This window comes from Paenibacillus woosongensis, from assembly GCF_009725165.1.
Classification (GTDB): domain Bacteria; phylum Bacillota; class Bacilli; order Paenibacillales; family Paenibacillaceae; genus Fontibacillus; species Fontibacillus woosongensis.
In genome coordinates this window covers 545753-558493 of the sequence record NZ_WNZW01000002.1, presented here as the reverse complement: position 1 = coordinate 558493, position 12741 = coordinate 545753, and the positions used below count along the sequence as shown (strand labels likewise).

The window sequence follows — 12741 nt, the reverse complement described above, 5'->3', positions numbered from 1 at the left end:
GTTGAAAACGGATACCGTTTAGAAACGAGTCCATGACGAAAGGCAGGGACAATCCCATGTTGAATGATACGGAACGGCAATGGCTGGATGGCGTCATTAGGAAACTGACACAGAAAATGGACGTGGTCAGCGAGCGTTCGCGAAACAAGATTCCTTATACGACGATTAACGGTGTGCACGACGATCGGAGCGCCCATAATCCTTCGGGCGATGACACAGACGGCATTTGCTGGTGGACCAACGGTTTCTGGGGAGGCATGCTGTGGCTTATGCACCACGAAACCGGCAACGAGAAGTACAAGGAGATCGGACAAATCTCCGAAGCCAAGCTGGATCGGTGCTTTCAAGAATTTTACGGTCTGCATCATGACGTTGGATTTATGTGGCTGCCAACCAGCGTAGCGAATTACAAAGTGACGGGAAACGCGGAATCTCGGAAGCGGGCGCTCCATGCTGCGAATCTGCTGGCAGGCCGCTTCAATTTGGCAGGGGGCTTCATCCGCGCATGGAATGACCTGGAGGAAGGCGATACGAGGGGCTGGGCAATTATCGATTGCATGCTCAATATACCCCTCCTGTATTGGGCCACTGAAGAGACGGGGGATCCACGTTTCAGGCAAATTGCAATGAGGCACGCGGATACGTCCATGCAGGCCTTCGTTCGCCCTGACGGTTCCGTCAATCACATTGTCGAATTCGATCCTTTTAATGGAGGGGTGGTAAGGACGCATGGCGGTCAAGGCTACGGGGAAGGTTCTTCCTGGACGCGCGGGCAGACCTGGGCTTTGTACGGCTTCATGATGAGTTATATTCATACCGGAAAGGACGAGTATTTGCAGACGGCCAAGCGGGTTGCGCATTATTTTATGGCTAATATTCCAGAGGATGGCATCATCCCGGTCGATTTCAGACAGCCGGAGGAGCCAAGGCTGATGGACGATACGGCAGCAGCCATTGCGGCATGCGGATTCATCGAGATCGCCAAGGCCGTCGGCGGGCATGAAAGCCGCTCCTTTGTGGCGGCGGCGCTGAAGCTGCTGCGAACGCTCGACGAATCGCGGATCGATTGGTCGGCCGATACCGACCACTTCCTGCTAAACGGTACCGGAGCCTATCATAGCGATACACATCATCATGCGATCATTTACGGTGATTTTTACTTCATGGAAGCCATATTTAAGCTCAAGGGCAACGATCTTTATTTGTGGTAGATAAAATGTTGAAGCTATGCCAAGTGATTATCGGCAGCGACAGGGTTGAAACGGTAACTGGACTAATAAGCCTAAAAGGAAAGGGCTGTTGAATAAGTACCTAAAATGAAAGCCAGATGGGAAATGCGATGTTTTCCGTCCGGCTTTATTTTACGCATTTATTTTCGAAGGAAAGTAGCTAGACGTATGCCTGCTATTTTCAGTAGATTGTGGGCTAATACTGCGATTCCAAACAATTGAATATTGGCAGCAACTTGAAAAATTTAGGTGGAGGAGGTATGGAGAGGATGATGCAAAGTTCAGAAGAAGCAAGGAGTGGAGGGGAAGGAGGGGCGGAGACTTGCTTGCGGAACTGAGCGACGTTATTCATCGAAATATGGCATTTTTGAAGGCTACCGGAACTGTAAGCCGTTAATGACTGCCATTCGCGAAGTTTTGCCACCAAAATAGGCAAATAACGTCACTGAGTTCCGTAAGGAGCACATTATAGCCAAAAATCATTGAAATAAGGCTGCTGATTTCCGTTACTGTCACCTAAGTCCAAGGCGATGCTTCAATCATAATCCAACATACTGTCGAGCTCTTGAAATAAAGCAATGCCTAAAGGTAGTATGAGATACCGACTTCTGCCGCTCCGCGACTTTGGCGCGCGGGGGCTCGCCTCGCAGCCCCACAGTCTCACAGTTTCGCGACCACACAGTCTCGCGACCCCGCAACCCCGTAACCCTACAACCTCGCGGCCCCTACCACCAATAAACAGCCCCATTCTGTCGTTTTGCCTTCGAGTTTTTATTCGGGAGCTCAAAGGAGATTTGGGAAAAAGCCCCGCCCCGCTATCCGATGCTATTTGATGCCGCTCGATGAGCCGCGCGGAATAAATTGGGTATCCACTTTTACTTTCGTCTTCACCGGCTGGGGGGACTCGATCGATTGAATCATCAGGTCGACGGCGAGTTGAGCCATCCGTTCCTTCTCGACATGGACGGTTGACAGCTCGGGCGAAACGATCCGCGCTTCCGAGATATTATCGAATCCGACGACCGAAACATCCTCCGGAATCCGATAGTTGAGCTCGCCTAATGTCTTGATGGCGCTGATGGCAATGTAGTCGCACTCGCAGAACAAGGCTGTCGGCATAGGTTTGCCAGAGGCCAGGTAGGCAGAGAGCTGACTTTTTAATTCATCCTGGGAGGATAGGATCGTGGGGGCTACGGCAAAGAAGCCGTCCCCGGCCACCTCCAGCTGGTGATCCTGAAGAGCGGCGAGGAAACCCCGCTTGCGATCTTCGAAATTATGGATTCTCACGTTGGAGGCAATGTAGCCGATATTGCGATGTCCTAACTCCGCCAGGTGAGCGCCTGCCTGATAAGCGCCCATGATATTATTGATTTCGATGAAGTGAACCGGAAGCGTCTCGTAGCAGGTATCGAGTACGACGAGCGGAGCGGTCAACTCATTCGCGATTGCTGCTATTTGTGCTTGACTCAGATTCGTTCCAAGCAGGATGACGCCGTCGCTTCTTTTTTCCTCCACGATGGTTTTAATTTCCTCCACATAATGCTCCGGCTCTACCGAAGAGAACATGAGCGAATAACCGTAGCTCCGGCATCGTTCCTCGATGTATTGAATCAGCTCGCGAAAAAAAGGCTGTTGATAATATTGTTCAAGCACGATGCCGGAATTGGCGAATGCCAAAAAGAGTAATGTTTTGAGCGCCTGCTCGGGCGCTGCCGACTTGGATTTAGGGGAATATCCGTGCTCTTTGGCGATTTGCAATATCCGCTCGCGTGTTTCCGCGCTGATGCCCTGCTTTCCGCTTAGCGCAAATGATACAGCCGCTTTGGAAACCCCGGCAATTTTGGCGATATCCTCCATTCTCACAGTTCAGAATCTCTCCATTCCCATTCAATTGTTTAGTAGGTTTAGTTTACACATCTCTAAAAAAATTATCAAGGACAGGATGGAAGTTAACTTAAATATTTAGTTAACTAAACTTAAAATTAACTAAATTTCAATGAATATCGTTGACTAATTCCTAAACTGGTGGTAATTTTAACTCATGACGATGGAATTGACTAAACTTTATCTATTTTGTTTAGTTAATAATCTTAAATCTGTTTAGTTTGTTTAGTTCGATAATACCTGAGGAGTGTGCCGGATGAAGAAATTGAAATTGGGATATGCCCCTACACGTCGTTTTACGTTCAGTGCGGAGGATGCGTTCAAGTACAAAGTAATGATTAAGGAGAAAATCCAAAGCTTTGGAATGGACTTCGAGCTCGTAGATCTTGAAGGAATCAATGAGGAAGGGTTGTTGTACGACGATCATATCGCTGCGGACAGAATTGTAGAGCGGTTCAAACGCGAAAATGTCGATGCCGTCTTTTTTCCACATTGTAATTTCGGGACAGAGGATACGGTGGCGAGGGTAGGCAAAGCGCTGGGCAAGCCAGTGCTGCTGTGGGGGCCGCGCGATGAAGCGCCGCTGGAGGACGGCATGCGCCTGCGTGATACGCAGTGCGGGCTGTTTGCGACAGGAAAGGTTCTGCGTCGTTTTAATGTGCCGTTTACGTATGTGACGAACAGCCGGGTAGATTCTCCGGTATTTGAGCGGGGATTTACGAATTTCGTAGCCGCGGCGAACGTGGTGAAGCAGTTCCGCAGTCTGCGAATTTTACAGATTGGCCCTAGACCGACATCGTTCTGGACGATGATGTGCAATGAAGGCGAATTGCTGGAACGGTTCGGCATTGAGCTTCATCCGATCACTTTGATCGACATTCAAAGAGCTTCAAAGCAGATCGAGAAAGGCAGCAGCTCCGAGCTGGCAGAGGCGATCGATTATATTAAAGCAAAGCTGGATTGGTCGGAGGTCACCGAGGAAGATGTTCGGCGCATTGCCGCTTTGAAGGTAGCGATGAAGCAGTACGCCGTGCAGAACGGATGCTCAGCTATTGCCATCCAATGCTGGTCGGCCTTGCAGGAGGCGATGGGCATCATGCCGTGCCTTGCCAATGCGATTCTGACCGATGAGCAAATTCCGGTGACGTGCGAGACCGATATCCACGGGGCGATCACCTCGGTGATGGTGCAGGCTGCGACGATGAATCAGCTGCCGACGTTTTTTGCCGACCTGACGGTTCGTCATCCAGAGAATGAAAACGGGGAGCTATTGTTCCATTGCGGCAATTTTCCGGTATCGCTGTCTGTGGAGGAGCGGCCGAAGCTATCCCGGCATTTTCTGTTTGACGATCATGCCCCGGGGACGCATGAAGGCGAAATCAAAGGCGGCGGCATGACGCTGGCCAGATTCGATGGGGATCACGGGGAATATCAATTGTTCCTCGGCAAGGCTCGCGGCATTCAAGGGCCGTATACGCGCGGTTCTTACGTTTGGGTGGAAGTGAACGATTGGCCGTTATGGGAAGAAAAGCTGGTCAAAGGCCCTTATGTGCATCATTCGGTAGGTATACATGCCAACGTTATCCCGGCTTTATATGAGGCATGCAACTATATTCCCGGCTTGACGGCGGATCCCGTCGATCCGACAGAACAGCAAATCCAAGCCTGGCTGCGCGGTTCGAATTTATAAAACATCATGAACAAGGAGGCGGCGGTGAAGATGGAAATTATTGAATTGAAAGCGAAGGCGGCGCAAATACGCATGGATCTGCTCCAGATGATTCATAGAGCCAAGGCGGGACATACCGGCGGATCGCTAAGCAACGCTGATATTTTGACGGCACTTTATTATCGAGTCATGAACCTCGACCCGGCTCGTCCGAAATGGGAGGATCGCGATCGTTTTATAGCGAGCAAAGGTCATGCGGTGGAATCCTTGTGGTGTATTTTGGCGGATAGAGGATTTTTCCCAAAAGAAGAATTAGAGACATTCTCACAGTTTGGAACGCGGTTAATTGGTCACCCGAACAATAAAGTGCCCGGGATTGAGATGAATACGGGAGCCCTGGGGCATGGCCTGGCGATCTCGGTGGGCATGGCGCTGGCCTCTAAGCGGGACGGACGCGGCTACCGGGTATTCTGCCTGATGGGCGATGGGGAGCAAGCGGAAGGCTCCGTCTGGGAAGCGGCAATGGCGGGAGCTCATTACAAGCTCGATAATTTGGTTGGCATCATTGACCGGAATGGGCTGCAAATCAGCGGCTCCACGGAAGAGGTTATGGGCCTCGATCCGCTGGACGAGAAATGGGCGGCCTTTGGCTGGCACGTCATCTCAATCGACGGAAATGATATGGAGCAGCTCGTGGATACATTGGAGGCAGCTCCGACCGTTCCAGGAAAGCCAACGCTCATCATTGCCAATACCGTGAAGGCCAAAGGCATTTCCTTTGCCGAAAATGTGCCGCATTGGCATCACCACGTGCCAAGCGACGAGGAGCTTGCGAAGGCCTTGGCCGAGTTGTCCGCGGTTTTGGCCGGCTATCAACAGGAAGGGCAGGTTCGATAACAATGGGGAATAAAATTGCTAATCGTCAAGTCATTTGCGATACGCTGCTGGAGCTGGCGCAAAGCGATCGGGACATTTTGGTGCTGGCCAGCGATTCCCGAGGCTCGGCGGCAATGGGACCGTTCGCGCAGGCCTATCCAGAGCAATTCGTAGAGGTCGGCATCGCGGAGCAGAACATCGTCGGCATATCGGCGGGGCTGGCGCACAGTGGGAAAAAGCCGTTCGTTACTTCGCCCGCCTGCTTCCTCTCGATGCGAAGCATCGAGCAGATTAAAGTGGACGTGGCTTATTCAGCAACGAATGTGAAGCTGATCGGAATCAGCGGCGGGATTAGCTACGGGGCGCTCGGGATGTCCCACCATTCCGTGCAGGATTTGGCGGTAACGAGAGCGATCCCCGGCCTTGCGGTCATTCTTCCGGCGGATCGTCATGAGACGAAACGGATGACCGAGGCGCTCGTGAATTATGAGGGCGGCGTCTATGTTCGCATCGGGCGAAACCCGGTAGAGGATGTTTACGAATCCGCTGATTATGATTTCGTCATCGGCAAAGCCGTTACGATGCGCGACGGCTCGGACATTACGCTGATCGCGGCGGGAGAGACGGTACGGGTTGCGCTGGATGCCGAAGCGAAGCTGAAGGAAGCCGGAGTTTCCTGCCGGGTAATCAATATGCATACGATCAAGCCGCTGGATGAAGAGGCGATCATTAAGGCAGCGAGGGAGACGGGCCGTATTATTACGGTGGAAGAGCATAGCGTACACGGCGGCCTTGGGGCTGCAGTAGCGGAGGTCGTCGTGCAGCATCATCCGGTGCCGCTTCGTCTGCTGGGCATTCCGGATGAACCGGCGATTGCCGGGAAAACGAAGGAAGTATTCGAACATTACGGGATCAGTGCGGAGAACATCAAGAACTTGGCGCTGGATATGCTGGGACAATAGGAGCCAGGGGCGATGACGAACAAACAAGGATATTTGCTTACTATAGATCAGAGTACATCGGGAACGAAGGCGCTCATCATTGACTCGGCGGGGGCAATTATTGCCAAAAGCTCGGTGGAGCATAAGCAGTATTACCCCTCCCCGGGGTGGGTGGAGCATGATCCTATGGAAATTTACGAAAATGTGCTGCGCGCTTCCGAGGCCGTGCTTCAGCAGGCTGGCATCGAACCGAGCCGGCTTGCAGCACTCACCCTGACGAATCAACGTGAAACGGCGGTGATGTGGGACCGGGCTACGGGGCTTCCGGTATGCAATGCCATTGTCTGGCAATGCCAGCGCACGGCAGAACGCTGTGAGACGTTAAAGGCAGCGGGTTATGAAGAAATCGTAAGAGCGAAGACAGGGCTGATGCTTGATCCTTATTTCTCGGCGGCAAAATGGCGCTGGATGCTGGAGCAGGTGCCTTATATCGACCGCCTGCTGGAAGAGGGACGTTTGCTGGCAGGCACGATGGACAGCTGGCTGCTATGGAAGCTTAGCGGTGGAGCGGTTCATGCCACGGATTACACGAATGCGAGCCGAACGTCGCTGTTCAACATCCATGAGCTGCGCTGGGACACTGAGCTGTGCGAGCTGTTCGGCGTGCCGATCGAGCTTTTGCCTGAAGTGAAGTCATCCGATGCGGTATTCGGGGTAACCAATGCGAAGGATTCACAGCTGTTGTCCTACCCGATACCGATTGCCGGGATTATCGGCGATTCGCAGGCCGCTTTGTTCGGACAGCACTGCTTCGAGACAGGCATGGCCAAAGCGACCTATGGCACGGGGACATCCGTGCTGATGAATATCGGCGAGAAGCCAGTCGCCGCAGAGAATGGCCTGGTGCTCGCGATCGGCTGGAGCATCGGCGGGAAAGTAACCTACGCCCTGGAAGCCGTCATTCGTACATCGGGGGACACGATCAAGTGGGTTCGCGATAACTTGGGCTTGTTCCATACTTTTGCCGAGCTGGAGGAACTGCTGCTTCAGACGCATCATAATGAAGGCGTTTACCTTGTTCCGGCCTTTGTCGGGCTGGGCGCGCCATACTGGGAGCCGCAGGCCAGGGCGATGATATCCGGGATGAGCCGGGGGACGGGCAGACCCCATATTATTCGGGCCGCGATAGAGAGCATTGCTTACCAGGTTCGGGACGCCATTGAGCTTATTGAAGAGGGGACGGGAATACCTCTTAAGATGCTCCGCACCGACGGGGGAGCTTCCGACAACGCCACTCTCATGCAATTCCAGGCGGACATGCTGGGCTGCGGGGTATCCAAGTCGGATGTTGCTGAACTATCGGCTTTGGGCTCGGCTTATATGGGCGGGCTTGGCATTGGAATCTGGGATTCGCTCAGTGAAATTGCCAAGCAAATGCGGAAATACGAGATTTACATGCCTTTAATGGATCAGACGCACCGGGCACAAAATTACGAGGGATGGAAGAGGGCGGTGGGAGTTGTGCTACAAGACAGTGCCGCAGTTGACCATTCGCCTTTCGCCGAAGCTTCTGAAGCCGGTTCTAAAAAAAGCATACCATGCTCTTAAAAAGCAGCATACCTCCGCTCATTGCTCCATGATACAGTGAAACCAAGTGACATGAAGAGTGGCTTCATGTTTCAAAGTTTTCACTGAGAGGAGCAAGCAAATGACAAGCATTATCAATCCTGTGATCCGGGGATTTAATCCGGACGCATCGATGATTCGCGTGGGGGAGGATTACTATCTTGCCACCTCTACCTTCGAGTGGTTTCCGGGTGTGCAAATTCATCATTCCAAAGATCTGGCGCATTGGCGGCCTTTGACGCGTCCGCTAAGCCGCGTGTCTCAATTGGATCTGCTTGGAGCACCAAGTTCTGGAGGAATCTGGGCGCCAGCGCTCACTTATGATCAAGGAACGTATTATTTAATGATTACGGACGTAAAAAGCCGTAAGGGCGTATTTAAGGATCTTCATAATTATTTGTTGACGGCTACAGATATTACGGGCCCTTGGTCAGAGCCGATATATTTAAATAGCAGCGGATTTGATCCGTATTTATTCCACGATGATGACGGGCGGAAGTGGCTGCTGAATATGAAATGGGATTTTCGCAAGGGAAAGGATCGGTTTGCCGGCGTAGTCATGCAGGAGTATTCGCCTGAAGAAGAGCGCCTTGTCGGCCCGGTTCGTACGATCGCGACGGGGACGGATATCGGTGTCAGCGAGGGGCCGAATATGTTTAAACGAGACGGCTGGTATTACCTTCTGCTTGCCGAAGGAGGCACAGGCTGGAACCACGCAGCGACCCTGGCTCGTTCCCGCCGTATCGAAGGGCCTTACGAGTATGATCCAGAATATCCGCTCATCACAACGGTGAACGATCCGGATTATCCGCTGCAAAAGGCCGGGCATGCCGCGATTGTGGAGACGCAGAATGGGGAATGGTATATGTCCTTCATTTGCGCACGCACCCTGCCGGGACGCAGGCTGTGCCCGCTTGGCCGGGAGACAGGCATGCAGAAGCTGGAATGGACGGAGGACGGCTGGCTGCGGATCGCCGGAGGCGGACGTTTGCCGCAGCTCGAGGTAGAGCTCCCTGATCTTCCGCTTCATCCATTCCCTCCGCTTCCCGAGACGGATCATTTCGAGGCATCTGAGCTCGGCATTCAGTACCATACGCTCAGAGTTCCGGCGGATGAAGAATGGCTTAGTCTCACGGAGCGTCCAGGGTATTTGCGGATGCGCGGCCGTGAATCGCTGTTTTCCTGGTTCAGGCAGAGTATGGTGGCAAGACGGCTGGAGCATTTCGTATGCGAGGTGGAGACCTGCGTCGAGTTCGAACCGGAGCATTTCAATCAGATGGCCGGATTAACCTTATACTACGATGACCGCGATCATTTCTATTTGCGGGTCAGCCATGATGAAGCGATCGGCAAGCATGTGGCGCTGACATTATCAGATCAAGGCAATTATGATGAGCCGGAAGGGGCTGTCGTCTCTGTGGAGGGCTGGGATCGGGTATATTTGAGAGCAGATATCGAATATGATGCGATTCAGTTCAGTTGTTCCCCTGACGGCATAAATTGGATCTATGTCGGCAGCCCGCAGGATCTGGGGCAATTGGCCGATGAATATGAGGGAAAGCTTGGGTTCACGGGTACCTTCATCGGATTATGTGCTCAGGATTTGTCGGGAACGCGGCTGCATGCAGACTTCGATTACTTGCGCTATACGGGCAAGGAGTAGTCCGCCGAGGGCAAGTGGTTATGGATAAACAAGGCTAGCATGAAATCAAAATCCAGGTTAGGGAGATGAGATGGACATGAGCATGCCTTATGATGTGCCAGAACAGAAAAAGATTAGATTGATCATAAACACCGATACCAAATGTGAAGCTGATGACCAGTATGCTATCGTGCATGCGGTGCTGACGCCAAGATTTAAAATCAAAGGAATCATTGGCGCCCACTTCGGCACCCGCAGAGAGACGACGATGGAGGAATCTTATGCAGAAATTCGTCATGTACTGAGTCTCATGGGATTGCAAGACCAGTTCGAGGTATATAAAGGAGCCCCGGTAAAAATTCCGGACACAAGCACGCCTGTACCTTCCGAGGGGGCGGAGATCATTATTCGCGAGGCGATGAAAGAGGATGAGCCGCCGTTATATGTCATTTTCCTTGGCCCTTTAACGGATTTAGCTTCGGCTTATTTAATGGAGCCGGCCATCGCTGGCCGTCTTACCGCGATTTGGATTGGCGGCGGCGCCTATCCCGAAGGAAGCCGGGAGTTCAACCTTAGCAACGATATCGATGCCGCTAACGTTGTGTTTCAATCCCCCATTCCGCTCTGGCAGGTGCCCAAAAACGTATACGACATGGTGCGTGTCAGCCTGGCCGAGCTTGCGGTAAGAGTGAGGCCGCAGGGGGAGATCGGAAAGTATCTGTACGAGCAGTTAATTCAGCACAACATGGATCACGGACATCAGGCGCATTGGCCAAAAGGCGAAATGTGGGTGCTGGGCGATTCTCCCGCGGTTGCGCTTCTGCTGGATGAGCATATGTTCGAGTACGATAACGTTGCTGCACCAAGGATCGATTCGCAGATGAGATATGTCCCCGGTCAAGAGGGGCGAACGATTCGCGTATATCGCAGCATCGATGCCCGGTTTACATTGGAGGATTTCTACGCCAAGCTGGCTTTATTTGCATTATCCGAGTCCGACAAAGAATAGGATGCTAAAGTAAAAAGCTGCCCCAAGTCTATACAAACTCTATAGACGAGGAGCAGCTTTTTCGTGCTAAAACAGCTCTACGGTTTGCCTGCAACGACGCTTAGAAGAAGCATAAATCGCATCAAGCAAGCCCATGGAATAGGCGGTTTCCTGCAGCGGGACGTAGCTGCCATCACCGTAGGCAAGCTTCCGATAGAATTGGTCAATCAGCCTGGCATGGCCTTGCCCCCAATAGGATTTGCCGACGGCTGGCTGTTGATTTGCGCTGAGCACATCGCTTTCCAGCCATTGAACATCCCTGCCGCTGACCAGCATAAGCTGGTTATCCATGTAGCGCAACAAGCCTTTCTCCATATGCATTTCAATAAAAAAGGGACTGTTCTCGGAATGCCCGTTCGTAGCATAGAACATTCCGGCCTTGCCGTCCTTGTAATATAAAGTGGCTTCGGCGGTATCCTCGACCTCAATGATGTCCTGCAACACCCGCGTGTCGATATTTCCTTGAACTGCTTCAATCTCCCCTCCGAGATAGTAAAGCAAATCCAGCATATGCACGGCTTGATTGATTAAGAGGCCGCCGCCTTCGGTTGCCCATTTGCCGCGCCAGGAGTCGGATCGGTAGTAGTCCGCCGTTCGCCTCCAGGTCAGGAACCCTTTAATGCCGAGCATTCGTCCAAGCGTTCCCTCCGCAATCAGTTCCTTCGCTTTTTCAATGGACGGGTTCAATCGATTTTGCAAAATCGCGCAGCAGGCCACGCCAGAAGCTTTCACTGCATCCGCTACCTTGCGTGCTTCAGCGACGTTCATGGCTATGGGCTTTTCCAGCACGATATGCTTCCCGGCCTCGGCGGCCTGAATGGCCATTTCTGCATGCAAATGATGCGGGGTGCATATATGTAGGCTGTGAACCGCCGGATCGGACAAGACCTGCTTAAAATCGGTGTATACCCGGCAATCCCCCTTGCCAGCCAGCGTCTCGGCGCGCTCCTTCACAATATCGCATGCGCCGAATAGCTCGGAGGCCTCCGATTGCCTGATGGCTGCGGCATGAATGGGGCCGATTGCGCCACAGCCGACAATGACGGCATTCAACTGGTTCATCTTAGGAGAATCCGAACTTGTGCAAATTGTTATAGCTGATTTTCAAGCTATCGAACGCGTCTGTCGGCCCGTCATCCCGTTCGATTAAATACCATTTGACTCCTGCCTCCTCGCAAGCTTGCAGAATTTCCGGCCAATGGAGATTGCCCTCCATAATTTCGGTCATGATCTGCTGCGAATCGATGATCGTCAAATCCTTCAGGTGGATGGCCTCGACTCTGTTCTCCAGCCTGCGAATCCAGGCGCTGGGGTCGCCGCCGCCTACCTGTACCCAGTAGGTGTCCAGTGTAAATAGGAAGTTCTCCGGACTTGTCTGTTCAATGAGCACATCCATGCCGAGCTTTCCGTTGTAGCTTTGAAATTCCCAATGATGGTTATGATAGCTGAACTTTAGTCCGTTTTGCGCCAATTCATCGGCGATCGCCGAGAATTTCTTGGCGAAGGCGATGTAGCCCTCGGCGCTATGATACTCGGCAGGCAATCCGCCCAGCCCCGCCAGCCCGCAGCCCAGCGTATGATGATCACGGATCACGCCGTCCAGATCTTTGATAAATCGGTCATAAGGGATATGGGTGACCACAACTTTCAAACCATGGGCGCGGGCGATCGCCGCCAGCTCATCGACAGGGATATGCCAAATCGCGGATAACTGAATCGTCGTATATCCCATTTCTTTAATTTTTCGCAGTGTCTCATCAAGCTCATTTGGCGTTCCGGCAAAATTCCGAACTGTATATAATTGCGCGCCTAGAATTTTCGTCATT

10 protein-coding genes are annotated in these 12741 nt (G+C 52.4%); 7 read left to right on the top strand and 3 right to left on the bottom strand.

What is annotated here, in order from left to right:
• Positions 1 to 56 precede the first annotated feature (56 nt).
• Positions 57 to 1211 carry an AGE family epimerase/isomerase gene (locus GNP95_RS09045; protein ID WP_155610499.1) on the top strand — a complete coding sequence of 385 codons (1155 nt, stop codon included), beginning with the start codon at positions 57 to 59 and terminating at the stop codon, positions 1209 to 1211.
• An 843-nt stretch (positions 1212 to 2054) separates the two neighbouring features.
• On the opposite strand, the gene GNP95_RS09040 is transcribed toward GNP95_RS09045, so the two are convergent.
• On the bottom strand, positions 2055 to 3092 hold the full coding sequence (locus GNP95_RS09040; RefSeq protein ID WP_330163325.1) for a LacI family DNA-binding transcriptional regulator: 1038 nt from the start codon (positions 3090 to 3092) through the stop codon (positions 2055 to 2057).
• Positions 3093 to 3369: 277 nt separating this feature from the next.
• Between GNP95_RS09040 and GNP95_RS09035 the strand changes: the two genes are divergently transcribed.
• From GNP95_RS09035 to GNP95_RS09010, 6 genes are all read left to right on the top strand, one after another.
• Positions 3370 to 4803 carry an L-fucose/L-arabinose isomerase family protein gene (locus tag GNP95_RS09035; protein ID WP_155610498.1) on the top strand — a complete coding sequence of 478 codons (1434 nt, stop codon included), beginning with the start codon at positions 3370 to 3372 and terminating at the stop codon, positions 4801 to 4803.
• Between the two features lie 6 nt (positions 4804 to 4809).
• Positions 4810 to 5679 (top strand): transketolase, encoded by an 870-nt coding sequence (locus GNP95_RS09030; protein WP_330163324.1) that lies wholly within the window; start codon positions 4810 to 4812, stop codon positions 5677 to 5679.
• A 2-nt stretch (positions 5680 to 5681) separates the two neighbouring features.
• The gene (locus GNP95_RS09025) at positions 5682 to 6620 is read left to right on the top strand and encodes a transketolase family protein (protein WP_155610497.1); all 939 of its coding nucleotides are present in this window, start codon (positions 5682 to 5684) and stop codon (positions 6618 to 6620) included.
• 12 nt (positions 6621 to 6632) lie between these two features.
• A complete protein-coding gene (gene glpK, locus GNP95_RS09020; protein ID WP_155610496.1) occupies positions 6633 to 8207 on the top strand; it encodes a glycerol kinase GlpK in 1575 nt (524 codons plus the stop codon).
• 100 nt (positions 8208 to 8307) lie between these two features.
• Positions 8308 to 9888: a glycoside hydrolase family 43 protein gene (locus GNP95_RS09015; protein WP_155610495.1), complete on the top strand. Its 1581-nt coding sequence runs from the start codon at positions 8308 to 8310 to the stop codon at positions 9886 to 9888.
• A gap of 76 nt (positions 9889 to 9964) precedes the next feature.
• Positions 9965 to 10876: a nucleoside hydrolase gene (locus GNP95_RS09010; RefSeq protein ID WP_155610494.1), complete on the top strand. Its 912-nt coding sequence runs from the start codon at positions 9965 to 9967 to the stop codon at positions 10874 to 10876.
• Positions 10877 to 10942: 66 nt separating this feature from the next.
• Here GNP95_RS09010 and GNP95_RS09005 read toward each other — a convergent pair whose 3' ends face one another.
• Positions 10943 to 11977: a Gfo/Idh/MocA family protein gene (locus GNP95_RS09005; protein ID WP_155610493.1), complete on the bottom strand. Its 1035-nt coding sequence runs from the start codon at positions 11975 to 11977 to the stop codon at positions 10943 to 10945.
• Between the two features lies 1 nt (position 11978).
• On the bottom strand, positions 11979 to 12740 hold the full coding sequence (locus GNP95_RS09000) for a sugar phosphate isomerase/epimerase family protein (RefSeq protein ID WP_155610492.1): 762 nt from the start codon (positions 12738 to 12740) through the stop codon (positions 11979 to 11981).
• Position 12741 lies beyond the last annotated feature (1 nt).

Bases quoted from the DNA above. Each gene is read 5' to 3' on its own strand.
- GNP95_RS09045 (WP_155610499.1), top strand. From the start codon at position 57: ATGTTGAATGATACGGAACGGCAATGGCTGGATGGCGTCATTAGGAAA.
- GNP95_RS09035 (WP_155610498.1), top strand. From the start codon at position 3,370: ATGAAGAAATTGAAATTGGGATATGCCCCTACACGTCGTTTTACGTTC.
- GNP95_RS09030 (WP_330163324.1), top strand. From the start codon at position 4,810: ATGAACAAGGAGGCGGCGGTGAAGATGGAAATTATTGAATTGAAAGCG.
- GNP95_RS09025 (WP_155610497.1), top strand. From the start codon at position 5,682: ATGGGGAATAAAATTGCTAATCGTCAAGTCATTTGCGATACGCTGCTG.
- glpK (WP_155610496.1), top strand. From the start codon at position 6,633: ATGACGAACAAACAAGGATATTTGCTTACTATAGATCAGAGTACATCG.
- GNP95_RS09015 (WP_155610495.1), top strand. From the start codon at position 8,308: ATGACAAGCATTATCAATCCTGTGATCCGGGGATTTAATCCGGACGCA.
- GNP95_RS09010 (WP_155610494.1), top strand. From the start codon at position 9,965: ATGAGCATGCCTTATGATGTGCCAGAACAGAAAAAGATTAGATTGATC.
- GNP95_RS09005 (WP_155610493.1), bottom strand. From the start codon at position 11,977: ATGAACCAGTTGAATGCCGTCATTGTCGGCTGTGGCGCAATCGGCCCC.
- GNP95_RS09000 (WP_155610492.1), bottom strand. From the start codon at position 12,740: ATGACGAAAATTCTAGGCGCGCAATTATATACAGTTCGGAATTTTGCC.